Raw genomic sequence first — 17,937 nt, 5'->3', positions numbered from 1 at the left:
TTTAATCCAGGATAAATCGTGCAGCTTGTTCAGCAATCATCATTGTTGGCGCATTTGTATTACCGGATACAACCTGCGGCATAATGGAAGCATCCGCAATAACCAGCCCGGTAATACCATGTACATTCAGCCGTGAATCTACCACAGCCATATCATCATGACCCATACGGCAGCTTCCTACTGGATGATACACCGTATCAGCACGTTGCCGTATTAATTGAATGATTTGTGCGTCTGATGTTGCTTGATATAAAGGTCTTGCGTTACATGGAGAAAACAGTTCATGTTCCATCAATTCCTGAGTCATTTTATAAGCGCGTAACATAATCTCCAAATCGTAGTCATGCGCTAAAAAATTGGGATCAATAGCTGGAGCGTGCAGTGGATTCGCAGATTTCAAACTGATTCGACCACGGCTTTTAGGACGAAGGACACAAAAATGAAGGGACATTCCCCGAGAAAAATGAAACTTATGACAATGAGCATCAACAATGCCTGGAACAAAATGCAATTGGATATCAGGCCGTTCCTGTTGTGAATCTGTTGAAAGAAAACCACCTGCTTCTGCAAAATTTGTAGCCATCATTCCTGTTGAATTCTTTTTATATTCACGATACGCTTTAAATATGTCCCATAGCGCAGAGGGGCCAAAACCCAAAAGATTGGGATTATTGGCTTTGTATACATGCACATAATCAGGATGATCATGAAAATTCTCACCTACTCCAGGTAATTCATGAATGCAGTTTATTCCATGACGTGACAGCTCGTCTCGCGGCCCAATTCCTGACAGCATTAATAAATGCGGTGAATTAATAGCTCCAGCACTTAAGATTACTTTCTTTCTGGCGCTAAACTCTATTATTTTGCCTTTATGTTTTACCCTTATTCCGTGACAATGCGTTCCACTAATCAATAATTTTAAAACACGCGCCCGGGTTAATACCGTCAAATTGGTTCGATCCAATACTGGATCCAGGAATGCATCTGCTGCCGAATGTCGCCTACCTGCTTTTTGAGTGACCTGATATAGACCAACACCAGATTGACTAGCTCCATTAAAATCAGAGTTATAGGCATATCCGCAAGCTTTCCCTGCTTCAACAAACAGTTGAGAGATTGGATTTGGGCTCACCAAATCATTTACGGCCAATTCCCCATCTTGCCCATGATATGAGTCATGAATACTGTAATTATGTTCAAATTTTTTAAAAATGGGTAAAACGGAATCATAAGACCAATCCTTTGATGCCGTTTGCGCCCATTCATCGTAATCTTCGCCCTGCCCCCTGATATAAATCATGGCATTGATGGCACTGGAACCTCCAAGCGCCTTACCTCTGGGTTGATACCCACATCGATTGTAAAGCCCTGGTTGCGGAACAGTCCAATAATGCCAGTTCTTCAAACGAAAAGGCATAGTCAGCACCGTTAAAAATGGTATCTGAATCAGAGGGGATTTATTACTGCCACCAGCCTCTACAACCAGCACTTTATTAGCTGGATTTTCGCTTAATCGTGAGGCGAGTACGCAACCAGCACTTCCTGCACCCACAATGATATAATCAAATTGCATACTCATGTTATCCTTCGATTAAACGGCTGGTTCTTATATCGTTCTTGTTTAATCACTCATTGAGTGTCAATGCTCAGCCACACTGTGGGCAAATACCATATATATTAAGTGCGTGATCCGTCATTTTAAAATGAGCCTTTTCAGCAATAACTTTTTGTCGCTGTTCAATAATCTCATCAACAAATTCCTCTACTCGGCCGCATTTAACACAAACCAAATGATCATGATGCTCCCCCTGACTCAATTCAAAAACGGAATATCCCCCTTCAAAATTGTGGCGGGATACTAATCCGGCAGCTTCGAACTGAGTAAGAACTCGATACACAGTAGCCAGGCCAACATCTTCACCTGTTTCCAATAAAGCCTTATAGACATCCTCAGCGCTTAAATGATGATTACGAGATTGCTCTAAAATTTGCAATACCTTCAAGCGCGGCAAGGTAATTTTTAATCCGGCATCTTTTAATTGCTGACTCTCTTCCACTTGTGCTCCTTAGCAGTAATGAATTTGCACCCGTTTAGTGGTGTCTTTAAATAAATGGCATGTTATTATGGCGAAATTTTTCACGGTAGGCAAAAAATATGCGAATAATAATTCTTCTATTAACACTCATTTTATCATTAACTCTGACTCAATGTGCATCATATGATTTTGCCAGACGCATCGCTCAGCAGGGGAATTTGCTACCACAATCAAAAGTAGAACGATTAAAAGTGGGCATGAGTAAAAATGACGCAGCCATTTTAATGGGTACCAGCTTAATGAGCCCCACATTTAACAATGATCGATGGGATTATGCATACACCTGGCGTAGAGGTACAGGCAGTATGGCAATTCGAACCGTAGTTATTTATTTTAGAGGTAACTCGATAATCCGAATTGAACACAGACCCTAAACATAATCTGCAACTTCTCAAGTTTCGTCATCCTGAGCGCAGTGCTGAACAATCTTCACCTCTTCGAAAACTCAGTTCAGCCCTGCTTCCTGACTCCCGCAGATTTCCCGCGGGATCTGGAAGTTCTACCTCAAAATAAAAGGAACAGTCTGATTTATTTTCTTAAACGAGCTTTCTGACGTCTTTTCTCTTTAGGATCACACACCAATGGGCGATATAATTCGACCCTGTCGCCGTCTTTAAGGATTGTATCCATAGAACTCTGTTTCGCAAATATTCCTACAGGTAAATCCCTGGTTTCTGGATGAGAATCGAAGATCCCTGATGCGGTTAAAGCATCAGCAACACTTGAACCGGGTGTCAACTTCAAATCATGATGTAAAACAGTGCCGTCCCTAGCTATATAAACCACCTCAACTTTTACCATATACAACCTCAGCCCTATCACAAAATGCATCAACCATTTTATCAGTTACTTGATCGAACACAGGGCCAAGAAGCATGGAAAATATTTTTCCAGAAAATTCAAACTCAAGGTCAAAGGAAATTTTACAGCCATTTTCTACTTCATCGAAACGCCAAAAGCCTTCCAAATGACTAAAAGGACCATCTACAAGACGAATTTCAATCATTTTGTTGACTTGTAATCGATTACGGGTAGTAAAAGATTTGCTCATCCCGGCTGCACTGATAACTAAAGTAGCCTGAACTTCATCATCATCACGATGATGTACTGTACTTTCTGCGCAATAAGGTAGAAATTCCGCATAATGGTCAACACCATTAACCAAACCATACATTTGCTCACAAGTATATTTGACTATTCGTGATCTTTTTACAATAGGCATTACACAGCTCCTTGAACCTGCTTATTAAGCCAAAGACTAAGGTCTTTGATTTCTTCATAACAAATGGAATGTTCCATTGGGTACTGTTGAAAAAAGATATCATTATATCCTTTATTCAGTAACCAATCCCTACTTTGTTGAGTCCATACAGGTAAAACAAGAGGATCAAACTGACCGGAACCCATAAATATTGAGGTACTTTTATCCAATTGAGGAGTATTAGTTCCTGCCAAAGGTAAATATGCAGATAATGCAATGACTCCACCTAAAGTATGTGCGGTATGAAGTGCGGTGTGGAGCGCCATTGCTCCACCTTGGGAAAACCCGGCAAGATAAATTTGTGAGTACTGAAAACCATCATTAAGCTGTGATTCCATGACCTGTCGAATATATTCTTCTGATTGTTCAATGCCTTGCTTGTCTTCTCTATCCAACAACTTTATTCCAATAATGTCATACCATGCTGGCATGACCATACCACCATTCAGAGTAACAGGTCGTGCAGGCGCATCAATAAATACATGACGTATCGCCACATCTTTAATCATTAACTGATCTGCCAACCCCATCATATCAGAAGCATCAGCACCTAACCCATGCAACCAAATGACACATGCCTGTGCCTTTTCCTGCGGATCATTCATATATATGCTCAAAATTGGTTCTCCACCAAAAAATACAAATTATCGCCAATGCAAAGGAGCAGTGCAAGTTTAGTATTCCCAATTAAGCGAATTAATATTGAATATTCAGAAGGGAATAAAATCAATGTATTGAACTTGAGAAGGATCAATCATTACTGAAATCATAAATATACTTTATAAATAGAGCATGGATGTGATTAAAAATCTCTTGCATTTTAATGTATAAAATTTTATCATAGTGTTTGACATTGAAATAGGATTTGTAACACTTAATCATTTAAATTGTGACAGAGTTATTTTAAAAAATTTAATTTAAATACATTGAGTTATATCAAAAACATGCCTGAAAATACTAAAGAATAGTGCATTTTTCAAAAAAACAGATGACGCTAAACGCATATTGAGATAAAAACGAATGATAAAGAAACTAATTAAAGAACTGGCAAGCAGACCCTGTACCAGTATATTGAGCGACTATGACTGGTTCTTATACAGTAAGCAATACAGTCAATTAGATTCTTCATTACGTCCCGCGTTTATTAATGCTCTTGCACACCACAGTGGTGCCTCATCAACAGAGATTTTAATTACTTTAAATAAACTGAATCAAGAAAAATTATCATTGGAACTGCAAAAAGACTCTTTATCCGAACTGTTTAAAGCCCAGGAAATTGCCTCTGAAAAAATCTTCAATATGAAGAACCGACGTTGTTTTAAATATATCGATCTGGAATCCTTATCCATCTCTCGTGCGGAATGGTTAACTATTATTACGAAATCTGAGCAACAAAATAGACACCATATTACCCCCTATTTCTTTTTCAATACCTTAAGTTCCATTAGAAAAGTAAAATATGATGATCTCACCCATTCTATAACCAAACCACAACCGAGACGTGAGGCCAAACGAAGTTTTTTTGGCCCAGAACGACCAGCAAAAAGGACATTTCAGTCTTTTCGTAAAGACGAGGGGCCAAATCCATTAATCCTCGAAGAAACAGATGAGAATAGGGATCTACAACTCCCAATTGAAGCAACTGGAGCACGATACAGTAAATTAACCCCTGCCACACCCGATAAACGATACCCTATGGTTGCAAAAACTCCAGGTGGAAGTAAAGCAAGACCCCTTTGTACTATAGATGGGCAAACTCTGTTTAAACATTTGACTCCTGAAAGCAAAGCCCCCAGAGAAGGTCGAGTCCATCTTAAAAAAATATCACGAATTGAATTGATGGAAACACTGCCTAAATTACAAATCGAACAAGCTGACGAAGTACAATTTATAGCTACTCTGGAGGGAATAAATGAACGATCCGGCTTGTCCAGAAGACAAAGCCAATATTCGATAACCAAAGTGAGAGCCAGCGATGTATTCAGAGCTTATGGCATAGAAATTAAACCTTCCGATGGTCGAGCGCATCACTGGTCGCATCTAATAGCTCATTTTTTAGTAGATACTCAGGAACTAATCACTCCAGATCCCCAAAAAGAAATCATTAATCTGGTACCAACTACAGATGCTTCAAATTATAATACCCTTGAAGCGGTTGAACTTTTTGTCAGAAAAAAACTGATAAACGAAGATACGGATGAAATACTTATCAAAGTAAAACCGCAATACAGTGATGAGTCTCATATTCCGGATATGCTCATTTACACCCTGACCTGGACTGAAAACCTAAATCAAAAACACGAACAAATCTTCTATATTAATCCCCAGTCCTACCAACGCATTACGAAAAGTATGCATAGTTCAATTGAGGTACTAAGAGAAAATAAAGCAGATATACCAAATGCTCCGACCCATTCATCTAGCTTCGCTATTTAATCTGCCAGCAGATAGGCTTCTTTCTTGAACAAGAGAACTTACAGCTCAGTTCTCTTTCATTGATAAATTTCATATAATAATATTTTAACCAATGGCCAATATAATGACCCGATTTTTTGCATTTTTAGTTTGTGCGACAGTATTATTTTTAACTGCTTGCGGTCAAAAGGGGCCTTTATATATCCCTGTACCTGAAAAAGCCACACCAACCACCAAATCATCCTGAAGAGTTTTATTATGAATATTCAATTTACAAAAATGCATGGTTTAGGTAATGATTTTATGGTAATCGATGGTGTCAATCAAAAAATACACCTGCTCCCTCAGCAAATTGCGTTATGGGCCGATCGTAACACTGGAATAGGCTTTGACCAATGCCTGCTCATTGAGCCAACGACAACAGACGGAATTGATTTTACTTATCGTATTTTTAATGCCAATGGGCAAGAAGTTGGACAATGTGGTAATGGGGCAAGATGTCTTGCTCTGTTTGCCAAACATTATGGCCTAACTTCAAAAAGTAAAATAACAGTTGCTACTAAATCCACTACTATGGAATTAGTCATTAATGAGGATGATAGTGTAAGCGTAGACATGGGCATACCCAAAATGGCGCCCAAAGATATTCCATTCCTGGCAGATCATCAATCAGACGAATATTCACTGGAGTTGGATCAACACACTGCTGTTGCTCTTCATGCCATTAGCGTTGGGAATCCTCATGCAGTGCTTTTGGTTCACAATTTAGAATCAGCGCCAGTGCTCGAACTAGGCAAGCAAATCAGTACTCATCCCCGTTTTCCAGAACAAACCAATACTGGCTTCATGCAAATTATAAATAAAAATCACATTAAATTAAGGGTTTATGAACGAGGTTGTGGAGAAACACAAGCCTGCGGTAGCGGTGCTGTTGCTGCAGCTGCAATTGGTCGTTTATTCTATGGTCTCTCGGAACAAATCACCGTTTCTCTCCCCGGAGGAAATTTAATCATTAATTGGCCTCATTTTAATGCTCATCTTACTCTCACAGGTCCAGCCACTTTTGTTTACGAAGGCAAGCTGTTTTAATACCAATATTCACAAAAATAAGACAGCTATTGAATTTTTTTTTCAAACAGTTATGCTGAGCAAATCCAGATTTTCCGAATCAGTGAACTGAAGACTGGATAATCCACGGAATTAAAAACCATTACTGATTTCGAGATGAATTCTCAGGCATGAGTTTAAGCCAAACATCAGTGAATTAGTGGTCAAGGAGGATGAACATGCAAAGTAATGCCGAGATGAAATTTAATCTATTGAAAATACTAATAAATACACCGCAATACCAAACATCAATCACTGAAACTCAAGAAGCTCAAAACGCATTTATCAACACCTTACAAATTAACCAATATACACATCATGAAATTTTTGAATTAATTCATACTACTCAGAATAAATTGGTCAAATCCTTGTTAATTACACATCTGTTAAGCATGGAAGAGTACTTAAAAAACCTTAAGGGTAATTCAGTGCTGAACAGATTAGCAAATAATGAATCCCACATTCCATCTCGACTCAATCCGCTGATACATCAGCTGGATATCACTAACCTAACTCTAGAGCAGATCAAAATGCTCCAGCCGGAGGCTGCAATCAGTATTCTATGCTCAATACCTCATTTCCATCTTTTAAGTGAAGATCAAATTAATGAGCTTCTGGGGCAATATCCAGATCCGGGAGTTATCCAGTATTGGATGAATCATTATGCGTTAATGCCCAATGCATACTATATCCTGGCCCATCTAGGCAGACTGGTTGACTCACATGTACTAACCGAAATACACAAGATGGATTATCAAAAAAAGGAAACGATAATCAACTGTATTTTAGAGCACCTGGATTTATACAACCCACGTTTCAAACTATTACATGAAGATGAACCAGAAAATCATCTTAAAACGGCAATTAACCACTACCTCAAGGGCAAAAATCATGAGCATTATGTGATTTATATCAAACTCTTGGCAAGAAAGTTATTATCAGATCAGAAATCGCTATCCTTGGAAACCATTCAATTATTAATATGTTTGAACGACAACAAAGAATTCAGTGACATAACAAATAAAACAGGTTACCTCACTAATTATTATTTAAGGCTCAAGGCTCAATCTGGAGATACCCAACTTTTTTATAATGAAGGCAAATTAAACATCCACAATATGACTCAGTTGATTCAATTAAGGCCACCTGTACCTCAAAAAGAAGAAGAAAAAGGGGGCTTTATCAGATGGATTCATCCTGTTCAACAACAAGAACATCATACTATGGATGAATTCAATACCATTCAAGAAAATCCCCTCGTTAATCTGTTAGCACAAAAAGAAAAATCAATAAGGGCATTTGATTATTTTTTATTACATTTCAAAGGGAAAACCGAGACGGTTAGTAAAACCATAAGGAATTATCTGGGATATTATGTGCAAGAAGGATGTTCTGAAACCCGTCGTAAAACCATATATCATACGGCAATTTTAATGAATCGTCCTGAAGTTAAAAAATCGGTAAGAGAGGCAATATTTACCGCACTGTTACAATACCCGGAATTATATGATGAAAACATATGCTGCTGGATGTTCAAATATGACGCACAAAGAACCCTGCAGCATTTTGGGTTAAAAGGAGGAGTTCCCAATTATATTCTGGTAATGGAACTATGCACGGATGCACTAAAAAAATTAAATCCAAAAAAAGACGAACAGCTTATTCAAATAGCAAACAAAGCGTATTCTGAAGCCAAACTGGAATTGTCGTTTAGTGAAGATAAAGGTTTTTTTGCTCTGTTGATACAACGGTTTAAACGTTGCTGGATAAGTGGTTGGACAGGATTCTTTTCCCCAAATTTGCCTGTATATGTTGCTCCCTCATATAATAAACCAATTGATACTGATGAAGAGCGAGCAATCTTAGAGCAGGAAAATAGGACTATTATTAAAACACAAGAGTCCAAGCTTCCCAGCCTTCTAACGAACCTTGAAAAACAATGTACGTTACAAAAACTTGATGAATTAATTGAACATATGAGTGCAGATCCCTTCTATACTGACACTCACGAAGAGCTGCAATTAAGAACACGAATTAATCAGTTGTTTCATGAACTTCTATTAGACAGCAAACAAAATAAAGGAATAGAATCCTGGCTGAGTACACATTATCAGGTCCTTAATGCCAATCGGTTTCGTATTTTGGATCTTATGCTGATTATGGGGTCTCCTCAGGATTTCGAGTTATTAATCAAACAAATAAATGAAGATTCATCCTATTCACCACTTGTTACTAACCACTCACATTTAGAAGCGATAGTGGATGAATTTAGTGTCATTTTGCCTGAATTTATAGCAGATACGGAGTTATCGAAAAAGAGCTCAGCTGTTAGTGCGTCTGAACCGATATCCTTGAATAATGTTTCAAGTTTAGTAACTGACGCCTGGAACTGGACAAAAGTAAATGTAGGTGGTTTTTTTGCGCATAATTCTAATAGTGTTCAATCAGAGAATACCCCTTCCAACGCGACGGCAACTCAGTCCTTGTCTTAATAATCCCCATGCCCAGCAGCACATTGCTGGGCTTTTTTATACTTGAATACATCATAAACAATCAATGATTTGACTATGATACACTCATGCAGCTTGACGTTTGCCTCAAGACGAACCTACAATTAAAAACTAACACCATGATTTGGCAAGTAAAATGGATGAGCGGCGGACATTTTTCAGAATTAATAATAATGGCGAAATTCTGGCTAAAATCGCAAATCTATCTTTTGAAGTCATAGATATATCTGCTTCTGGAGTACGCCTAACAAATAATAGCCTGCTGCCAAAACAAGGAGTTATTGAAATTTCAATTCATCGGTTTGCTATAAATATAAGCTACAAGATATTAAGAGTCGAAAAAATGACAACCATCTTAAATTTTACTAATGACAATGAGATTGATAGACTTTTTATAGCCCTGAAACAACTAAGAGACGAGAGACGGACTCGCACCCCTCATCATTAGACTCGGTTTCTAACTCTAAAATTCAAACTATTATTAAGCTAACATACAGTATTAATGGTCATTATACCCAAGTGAGCACTTTTTAACTGCGCCAAAACAATCCCGGAACTTAATGAAGGAATTTGAGTACATATTAAAAGAAAGTGGACATAAAAAAATCGGATTGTAATCATTGTGAACTGATTCACCCCAAAAATTCCTGGATCTGAACGGTCGTATTTGAGTACAGGTTGAACGAAAGGGGGTTTAAAAAAAGCGGAGTGTACATCAGATACATGAGCATTTTTTTAAACCCCCTTTCGTTCAAGATGTGCCAAAGACGCCCGTTCAGGAGAGTTTCCAGCGGCGGTGCATCCAGTTCCATTGATCAGGATGAGCCAAAATAATTTTTTCTAAAGCCTGATTATATTTCAACGTATTTTGATAAAGCGCTTCTTGTGTAGAATCATGATCTTCCCAGGGAATGGGATCATGAAACTCCAGAACATGCTTGCCATTAGGCAAACGATACCCTGCTGCTGGAATTACTGGCACACCGGTATGACGTGATAACGTGGCCAAACTTCTATAAGTTCCTGCTTTTTTACCAAAAAACTCTACTGCGATACCATCTCTGTTAACCAGAGATGCGTGTTGATCCAGAACAAAAATTACTGCATGATTTTTTTCCAGGGCTACACAGACTTGCTCCAGGGAGTTCTTTTTAGGGATAACATTTAAACCAACTTTATAATAATTCTTAAACAATAATCGCTCAATAAATTTAAACCTTAGAGTACGCCTGATAAAATGAAATTGCCCTTGAAATTCTTTAAAACTTAATACCCCACCTAAAGGTGCAAACTCCCAATTCCCAAAATGTCCTGTTACAACTAATACTCCTTTTTGCTGAGCAACTACTGCCAACATCTTTTCGTGACCAATGACTTGCACTTGATTACGCAGCATCTTTTCACTCATAAATCGCAATTGCAATGCTTCTTTTAGTGATGTGGCGATGTGTGAATAATAAGCTTTTGCTAAATGTATTTTTTGAGCGTCGCTGATTTGATTAGAATATACCTGATTAATATTTGCCAAAACTAATCGCTTTCTGTATGGCAAAAATCTGTATATAAATTTCCCAGCCAGACTAATCGGTAATGATTGGATTTGTTGTTCTAATTCAGTCACAGGATTTAATCACCAAACAGGCGTTCATACTGGCAAAACCTCTATTGATCATCAGCGCTGATGAATTAGCTTGTAACTTTTGATGGTCTGTACTTAAAGCTAATCCCTCACAGCTGGACGCAACCCGCTCCAAATTGGCAATACCTGGGGCACAACTATTTTCCAAGGCGTAAGTTGTCAGTACCGCATCCAATACACCTGAAGCACATAAGGTGTGTCCCATAGACCATTTAAAGGCAGTTACGGGGACGTGATGATCAGCAAATACGGTTCTAATTGATTGAGCTTCACTATCATCTGATTTGCTATTACCATTTCCATGAGCAACGATTAATCCAATATTTTTCGGTTCTAATTCCGCTGTTTCCAGTGTTCGCTCCATTAACGCCGTCAAATGTTGTCCATCAGACTCTATGGAAAACAATCCCGTAGCTTCACTGGCAGATAGACCACCAAGAATTTCACCGTAACACTTTGCAGAGCGGGCACGAACACTGGCTTCACTTTCCAGAACAAGCGCTGCGGCTCCTTCTGCAAGCAACGTTCCATCATGCTCATCATCAAAGGGTTTTAAATGACGATTACTTACTACGCCCAATTTCTCATAATAAAACAAAGATTGTGGTTCAACCCCCATATCATAAGCAACAACTACGGCTCTGTCCGCCTGACCACTCCGTATGGCATGATAAGCTTCTAATATGGCTTGCGTGCCTCCGACGGCATGGTTCGTAACATTATGGTTTGGTCCTTTAAAACCGTAGGTTATGCCAGTATATGCGAGAACATTATTTGGTAATATCCTTAACAACCACATAGGATGTACCTCATCAAACAACTGCTTTGCAAAGCTTTGCATGTCATCTTGAGTTTTAGCTAATAAAGGCAAAAAGTCATATTGTTGAAAGTATTTATTTCCGGGTGAGCCCACATATACGGCGGTTTGCTCATTAAATAATTCAGCAGACTCGAGAGAATCACGATAACTCAGTATTTGACTGTGTTCTACCGCTTGCACAGCAGCATTAATGCCCATAACATCCTGACGGGAGATGACTTTAATCAATTTTCGATCGGGCAACATTTTAGCCGGTTGAAAATCCTTCAATTCACCACCCAGACGATGTGACCATTGAGATAAATCCCAATATTTAATTTCATCTATTCCACTATCACCTGAAAGAATCGCCTGCCAGGTATCCGCCGCAGTATCTCCTGAAGCAGTTAAAGCACTTCGTCCTGTAATAAATACTCTGTTTAGATCGCTCATTTACGTGCTCCTTCAAACTCAGGATGCTTGAACAACAAGCAACTATTTGAACCACCAAATCCGAAAGAATTGGATAAAACAACACCCAGAGACTTTTCACGAGGACCTTCTGTAACATAATCCAAATCACATTCCGGATCAGGGTTAGTTAAATTAGCCGTTTTAGGAATTTGCGACTGTTCTATCGATTTTACTGATAACACCGCTTCAAGAGCACCTGCAGCCGCTATCAAATGGCCAGTCTGGCTTTTGGTAGAGCTCGTTGGTAAATTGGCAATTCGATCTCCAAATACTGCCTTAATTGCATTGGTTTCACTTAGGTCATTCATTTTGGTCGAAGTACCATGGGCATTAATATAATCCACATCACGAGCTTGAACCCCGGCATCTTTAAGAGCACGCTCAATGGCCTGAATTGCGCCATCACCGTTTGGATGAGAATCCGTAATTCGGTAAGAACTTAATGAATTACCTTCGCCAGCTAATTCAGCATAAATACGAGCACCTCGTGCCTTTGCTTTTTCCCATTCTTCGAGTATTAAAAAAGCAGCGCCTTCACCCAGAACAAAACCATTACGAGTCGCATCAAACGGGCGGCTTGCGGTATGAGGCGTATCATTATAGGTAGATAAAGCACCCAACAAACAAAAACTGGAGAGACCTAATGGATTAATCATGGAATCAAATCCACCTGCCAACATAAAATCGGCTTCACCACGACGAATAACCTGCATGGCCAAACCTAAAGCTTGTCCACCTGAGGCACAAGCGGTATGTACTGATGAGGCATAACCCGTGATACCAAAATGCTGGATAAGTAACGACAATCCCGAGTTAGAAGTAGTTTTACCAAAATCGGTTAATTTATAAAATTCCCTGGAATGGGCTTGTAGAGCACCCCAATCCGTCTCACCGTTCACAGAACACACTTTTTGAAAACGTTTCAGATAATCAAACTCAGCAGTCATCATACCACTACCCGTCACAACACCCCATCGGGAAGAGTTCTGCTGGGTTGGTAATACAGCAGCATCTTCAAATGCCTGACGTGCTGCTTCCAAAGCATAATGAGTAAAAGACATTGCAAAACGCGTATGTTTGCCCTTCACAGATGGATTGGGAGTGAAATTTTTCACTTCTGCAGCGATATAGGTTGGAAAAGCGCTGGCATCGAACTGCTTGATTTCATCTATTCCAGATTGCCCGGCAATCAAATTGTTCCAGGTGGAATGAACATCATGCCCTATAGGTGAAACTGCACCCAACCCTGTTATTGCAACTCGTCTTTTATTCATGTTATCAACCTTTAGGTATAAGCACTACATCCACAACACATACCCGCTTACCATCTACTTCACTGCGATAAGTCAGAATAATCTCTTCATCTGTTTGTTGCTTTACTTTTACATGACACACCACAACATCACCTGGCTGAACAAAATCACTCATTTTAATTTTACGCAATTCACTGACTTGATATTTAATTGGAAGTCTTGCTTGCGCAATAAATTCACGGGCCAGATTTAATTTACATTCCAACAAGACCGTCAAAGGTAAGACAGGTTTCTTAGGAAAATGATCGGGGAAATATGGGGCAGCCAAAGAAATTCTTTTTTCTGCTATAATACTGATACCCGCTTCACTTGAAATGATCCGATCAAACATCATAGGCGCTATGGTCGGCCCATGAGTAATCAGTTCGTCACCGGCTAGTGCTGATTTTTTACTGCACACTTCTGCCCAGTCTGCCGGATGAAATATTTCCGTAAATTGCTGTCTGATCAGCTCTGCATCAATAAAATCAGCCATCGGTAGTAAAGGACCTAAAGCGCCTTCAATACTAAAGACAAGCTCTTCGCCTACTCGCGCAACACTATGATATTGGACTGCCCTGTCATCCAGAGAATCTATATGAGACTCAAGCAGCAGAGTTTCGCCTACATACGCTGGGCGATGAAGGCGAGCACTGGCAACAACACCTGCAACAGGCCTTAAGGTAAAATCATTATGCTGCATGACATTCCAGGCAGCTAACTGCCCAAGAGTTTCACCGATTAATGAAGGAATAAAACACGTTTTTCCTTGCTCATCAAGGGTTACATAGGCATCGTCTCTAGTGATGTGTTTAATCCCCCCAATCCATTCCCCGGGAGATATATGCACAATTTTATCAACGAATAAAAAACGCATCAGGCAACAGTTTCCGCGTTTTGTTGTTGACCCACTGCAGCTACGACCAATTTACAAAATGTTTCTACTGTAAACAGCATGGGAATTTCATTAACTTTCATATTTGCTTTAAATTGGTCTGAAGGGACTTCACTTAAATAATTTTTTAATGCCTCAAGTCCTGCCGGTGTCAATGTACCGCCTTTCTCAAACTCATCTTCAGCCAGTGCGCCACGCGCATTTTTTTCCAGTTGTCCTCGAGGAATTTTAATTTTAAATTCTTTTTCCAATTGAAAAACCAAATCAAGGAAATCAATGGACTCTGCACCCAAGTCTGTAATCAATCGACTATTTAAAGAGACTTCCTCAGCATCAATAACTAATACATCAGCAATAATTTCCCTAACCTTAGGGTAAACGCCAGCTACATTCATAATTCTTCCCCAGTGCTAACCAAGTTCACAAAGCTAGAAATTATATCATAAAAAGTTCATTATTCATCTATATATAATGATGCTCTATCCAACCTGGCTGTACCCCGCATCTACAAACAAGGTATGAGCATTGATCATTGACGCTTCAGGTAAACACAGAAGATACACAGCATTAGCCACATCTTGAGGAGTCAATGGTCTGTCAGCAAGAGCATGAGACTGATATTCGTCAAGCAACTGTTCTCTGTTAGGGAAATGTTTTAATGCATCAGTATCAACAACTCCGGCAGAAACAGTATTCACCGTAATGCCAAAAACAGCCAGCTCCAAACTTAATGAACGGACTAACGCCTCGAGAGCTGCTTTGGATGCACCAATAAACGCGTAATTGGGTATTGCCCGGGAGGCACCAAGACTGGATAAAGCGACAACCCTGCTGTTTTTAGGCATCAATTCACGACCTTCACTCACTAAATGATTTAACGCTAAAGCATTGGTTTCCATACACCAACGCCAATGTTTGGTCGACATCTTTAATGCTGGCTTTAATACCCCGCTGGCGGCATTGCTGATGAGAAAATCAAGATGATTAAAATGTTCTTTAAATTGGCCAAACAGTTCTTTAACCGATTGGTGATCCGCAACATTGGCCTGTAGTGCGACTGCTTTTCGCCCTAAATTCTGTATTTCCTGAACCAGAGCTTGAGCCTCATCGGAACTATTATAGTAAACGATAGCGATATCACTTCCTGCCTGAGCCAATTTTAGAGCTGTCGCCTTCCCTATACCCCTTGCTCCACCAGTAATTAACGCCACCTTTCCTGCAAATACTGAACTCATAGAGTTATCCTCTAGTATAAAAAGGCACCAAACTACCGGGAATCTTAAAATCTGTCAATGACCTAATACGTATTGGAATAGTAAAATACCTTGTTTCTAAAGCTTTAACTTTGTACCATCTGCACACCACTATATTAATTACTCGTATCAATGAAGTATTCCTGGTCAAAAACAGTTTTTCCAATTGCCGCCATTTTTTCGTTCCGAATGTTAGGATTATTCCTGCTTATACCGGTATTTTCTGTTTATGCTGAGAAACTTCAGGGCGCAACACCAACACTCATTGGCCTGGCATTAGGTGGCTATGGATTGACCCAGGGCTTACTGCAAATGCCTTTTGGCATGCTTTCAGACAAGATTGGCAGAAAGCCCATGATCACTGTCGGGTTGTTACTATTTACTCTGGGCAGTGTACTTGGAGCCATGACTGATTCTATATATGGTATGATTCTCGCAAGAACACTTCAGGGAACCGGTGCGGTAGGTAGTGTGCTCATTGCTCTATTAGCTGATTTGACGCCAGATGAACAACGAACAAAAGGAATGGCCGTAATTGGCATGACTATTGGTATTTCCTTTAGTCTGGCTATGGTTATCAGCCCCGCTCTGTCACATTACTCTGGACTTTCAGGAATCTTTTATCTCACTGCGGTTTTGGCAATTTTTGGTATTATCTTACTTCATGTAGTTATACCCAACCCAATAAAAGAATGTTTTCACGCAGATAGTGAAGCAAATCTTTCTTTATTTAAACCAGTCATCAGTAATCGACATTTGCAAAGACTGAATGTGGGTATTTTCTGCCAGCATTTTATTTTAACTTCAACATTTTTTGCTATACCTATTTTACTGAGCCACCATATAAAACAAGGACATTTAACCCAACAGTGGCATTTTTATTTACCCCTAATGTTATTCTCATTTGTACTCATGATTCCTTTTATTGTCATGGCTGAAAAGAAAAAGTTAATGAAAACCGTATTTGTGCTGTCAGTTCTGTTCTCAACTGCCGCGCAATTTCTTCTGGCGCTGACCTGCCAGGATTGGTATAGCCTATGCCTGTTGATGTTTGTTTATTTCATCGCGTTTAATATCCTGGAAGCAACCTTGCCATCACTCATATCGAAACAAGCAAATCCCAACAGCAAAGGTACTGCTATGGGCATTTATTCTACAAGTCAATTTTTAGGAATTTTTGTCGGTGGTTCACTTGCTGGAGTTTTATACCAATGGCATAGCAGTCAGGGTATATTTATGATTAATGCCCTGCTCGGTATTATCTGGCTGAGTGTAGCCATTTATATGAAACCCAATGTTTATGTCTCTACCCTGATATTGCATTACTCGTCTCAAATTGACACAAATGATTCCCTAATAAAAGAACTGTTACAGGTTAAAGGAATCAAAGAAGCTGCTATATCGAAAGAAGAACAAGTAATTTATGTTCGCATCGATAAAGATGAGTACCAGCCTGGAACTGCGGAACTGATACTCTCATCAATAGATAACAAATAGGTTTAATTTAAATCAGTTGCTACGCAATACCTCTTAATTTAGGTATAATCTTTCTCTCTAACTTTCGCATACAGGAGATAAAAAATGGCAAGAGGAATAAACAAAGTCATCTTGGTTGGTAATGTAGGGGTTGATCCTGATGTTCGTTATTTACCAAACGGAAATGCTGTAACCACATTATCAGTTGCTACCAGTGAATCCTGGAAAGACAAAACAACGGGTGAAAAACAAGACAGAACAGAATGGCACCGAGTGGTTTGTTTTAATCGTTTAGGTGAAATAGCTGGTGAATACGTTCGAAAAGGTTCAAAACTCTATGTAGAAGGCAGTTTGCGTACCCGTAAATGGCAAGATCAACAAGGACAAGACAGATACACGACAGAAATTATTGCCTCTGACATCCAAATGCTTGACAGTAAAGGCAGCAGTGGCTCAAATTATGAAGATATGCCACAGGCACAACAACAATCAGCTCCAGCCCAATACCCAAGTGCCAATAAACAGCCCGCTCAGGCAGCTCAAGATGCATTTGATGAATTAGATGATGACATTCCTTTTTAATATAACTCCTAACCCGTAACAAAGCTGTTGCGGGTTAGAGTGCCTCTTTCCATCACGAGTTCTTCACAAGACGCTTGCCTGGATACAACGGTAAGACTCCTGAATCAATTTAAATTCATCAACAATCCCTACGTC

Annotated in this window: 19 protein-coding genes; 8 read left to right on the top strand and 11 right to left on the bottom strand. The window is 39.4% G+C overall.

Going from position 1 to position 17,937, the window contains the following annotated elements; translation table 11 throughout:
- Window position 1 precedes the first annotated feature (1 nt).
- Both Lqua_RS00255 and fur read right to left on the bottom strand, forming a co-directional pair.
- Window positions 2–1,582, bottom strand: coding sequence for a GMC family oxidoreductase (locus tag Lqua_RS00255; protein ID WP_202972741.1), 1,581 nt, complete (start codon window positions 1,580–1,582; stop codon window positions 2–4).
- A 67-nt stretch (window positions 1,583–1,649) separates the two neighbouring features.
- Window positions 1,650–2,060 carry a ferric iron uptake transcriptional regulator gene (gene fur / locus Lqua_RS00250; RefSeq protein WP_058472312.1) on the bottom strand — a complete coding sequence of 137 codons (411 nt, stop codon included), beginning with the start codon at window positions 2,058–2,060 and terminating at the stop codon, window positions 1,650–1,652.
- 98 nt (window positions 2,061–2,158) lie between these two features.
- Between fur and Lqua_RS00245 the strand changes: the two genes are divergently transcribed.
- A complete protein-coding gene (locus Lqua_RS00245) occupies window positions 2,159–2,473 on the top strand; it encodes an outer membrane protein assembly factor BamE (protein WP_058472311.1) in 315 nt (104 codons plus the stop codon).
- Window positions 2,474–2,627: 154 nt separating this feature from the next.
- Here the strand turns inward: Lqua_RS00245 and Lqua_RS00240 are convergent, their stop codons facing one another.
- The 3 genes from Lqua_RS00240 to Lqua_RS00230 are packed head-to-tail and all read right to left on the bottom strand — an operon-like array spanning window position 2,628 to window position 3,965.
- Window positions 2,628–2,900, bottom strand: a complete 273-nt coding sequence (locus Lqua_RS00240; protein ID WP_058472310.1) for an RnfH family protein — start codon at window positions 2,898–2,900, stop codon at window positions 2,628–2,630.
- Complete coding sequence (locus tag Lqua_RS00235) at window positions 2,887–3,321, bottom strand: type II toxin-antitoxin system RatA family toxin (protein WP_058472309.1); 435 nt, start codon at window positions 3,319–3,321, stop codon at window positions 2,887–2,889. Before Lqua_RS00235 ends, Lqua_RS00240 begins: the two co-directional genes overlap by 14 nt.
- The gene (locus tag Lqua_RS00230) at window positions 3,321–3,965 is read right to left on the bottom strand and encodes an alpha/beta hydrolase (RefSeq protein ID WP_058472308.1); all 645 of its coding nucleotides are present in this window, start codon (window positions 3,963–3,965) and stop codon (window positions 3,321–3,323) included. Before Lqua_RS00230 ends, Lqua_RS00235 begins: the two co-directional genes overlap by 1 nt.
- 415 nt (window positions 3,966–4,380) lie before the next feature.
- Between Lqua_RS00230 and Lqua_RS00225 the strand changes: the two genes are divergently transcribed.
- The 5 genes from Lqua_RS00225 to Lqua_RS00210 all read left to right on the top strand — a co-directional run bounded on the left by Lqua_RS00225 (window position 4,381) and on the right by Lqua_RS00210 (window position 9,840).
- Window positions 4,381–5,796, top strand: a complete 1,416-nt coding sequence (locus tag Lqua_RS00225; RefSeq protein ID WP_058472307.1) for a hypothetical protein — start codon at window positions 4,381–4,383, stop codon at window positions 5,794–5,796.
- Window positions 5,797–5,887: 91 nt separating this feature from the next.
- The gene (gene lptM / locus Lqua_RS17770) at window positions 5,888–6,022 is read left to right on the top strand and encodes an LPS translocon maturation chaperone LptM (RefSeq protein WP_083501214.1); all 135 of its coding nucleotides are present in this window, start codon (window positions 5,888–5,890) and stop codon (window positions 6,020–6,022) included.
- Between the two features lie 11 nt (window positions 6,023–6,033).
- Window positions 6,034–6,864: a diaminopimelate epimerase gene (gene dapF, locus Lqua_RS00220; RefSeq protein WP_058472306.1), complete on the top strand. Its 831-nt coding sequence runs from the start codon at window positions 6,034–6,036 to the stop codon at window positions 6,862–6,864.
- A 197-nt stretch (window positions 6,865–7,061) separates the two neighbouring features.
- Window positions 7,062–9,374, top strand: a complete 2,313-nt coding sequence (locus Lqua_RS00215) for a hypothetical protein (protein ID WP_058472305.1) — start codon at window positions 7,062–7,064, stop codon at window positions 9,372–9,374.
- Window positions 9,375–9,528: 154 nt separating this feature from the next.
- Entirely contained in the window at window positions 9,529–9,840 is a 312-nt protein-coding gene (locus tag Lqua_RS00210; RefSeq protein ID WP_058472304.1) for a PilZ domain-containing protein, read from the top strand.
- Between the two features lie 327 nt (window positions 9,841–10,167).
- On the opposite strand, the gene Lqua_RS00205 is transcribed toward Lqua_RS00210, so the two are convergent.
- The 6 genes from Lqua_RS00205 to fabL form a co-directional block, all read right to left on the bottom strand.
- Window positions 10,168–11,013, bottom strand: a complete 846-nt coding sequence (locus Lqua_RS00205; protein ID WP_058472303.1) for a lysophospholipid acyltransferase family protein — start codon at window positions 11,011–11,013, stop codon at window positions 10,168–10,170.
- Window positions 11,006–12,283, bottom strand: coding sequence for a beta-ketoacyl-[acyl-carrier-protein] synthase family protein (locus Lqua_RS00200; protein WP_058472302.1), 1,278 nt, complete (start codon window positions 12,281–12,283; stop codon window positions 11,006–11,008). The genes Lqua_RS00205 and Lqua_RS00200 overlap by 8 nt, the downstream gene beginning before the upstream one ends.
- Window positions 12,280–13,578 (bottom strand): beta-ketoacyl-[acyl-carrier-protein] synthase family protein, encoded by a 1,299-nt coding sequence (locus Lqua_RS00195; protein ID WP_058472301.1) that lies wholly within the window; start codon window positions 13,576–13,578, stop codon window positions 12,280–12,282. Before Lqua_RS00195 ends, Lqua_RS00200 begins: the two co-directional genes overlap by 4 nt.
- Window positions 13,579–13,582: 4 nt before the next feature.
- Complete coding sequence (locus Lqua_RS00190; protein WP_058472300.1) at window positions 13,583–14,473, bottom strand: ApeI family dehydratase; 891 nt, start codon at window positions 14,471–14,473, stop codon at window positions 13,583–13,585.
- A complete protein-coding gene (locus Lqua_RS00185; RefSeq protein ID WP_058472299.1) occupies window positions 14,473–14,886 on the bottom strand; it encodes an acyl carrier protein in 414 nt (137 codons plus the stop codon). The genes Lqua_RS00190 and Lqua_RS00185 overlap by 1 nt, the downstream gene beginning before the upstream one ends.
- Window positions 14,887–14,970: 84 nt before the next feature.
- Window positions 14,971–15,726, bottom strand: coding sequence for an enoyl-[acyl-carrier-protein] reductase FabL (gene fabL, locus Lqua_RS00180; protein WP_058472298.1), 756 nt, complete (start codon window positions 15,724–15,726; stop codon window positions 14,971–14,973).
- A gap of 150 nt (window positions 15,727–15,876) precedes the next feature.
- Between fabL and Lqua_RS00175 the strand changes: the two genes are divergently transcribed.
- Together Lqua_RS00175 and ssb are read left to right on the top strand one after the other, a co-directional pair.
- A complete protein-coding gene (locus Lqua_RS00175; protein ID WP_058472297.1) occupies window positions 15,877–17,241 on the top strand; it encodes an MFS transporter in 1,365 nt (454 codons plus the stop codon).
- Between the two features lie 84 nt (window positions 17,242–17,325).
- Window positions 17,326–17,802 (top strand): single-stranded DNA-binding protein, encoded by a 477-nt coding sequence (ssb, locus tag Lqua_RS00170; RefSeq protein ID WP_058472296.1) that lies wholly within the window; start codon window positions 17,326–17,328, stop codon window positions 17,800–17,802.
- The last annotated feature ends 135 nt before the right edge of the window (window positions 17,803–17,937 follow it).

It is taken from the genome of Legionella quateirensis (genome assembly GCF_001467955.1).
Taxonomy (GTDB): domain Bacteria; phylum Pseudomonadota; class Gammaproteobacteria; order Legionellales; family Legionellaceae; genus Legionella; species Legionella quateirensis.
The sequence above is the reverse complement of the archived record's forward strand: the minus strand, read 5'-3'. Positions and strand labels throughout refer to the sequence as shown.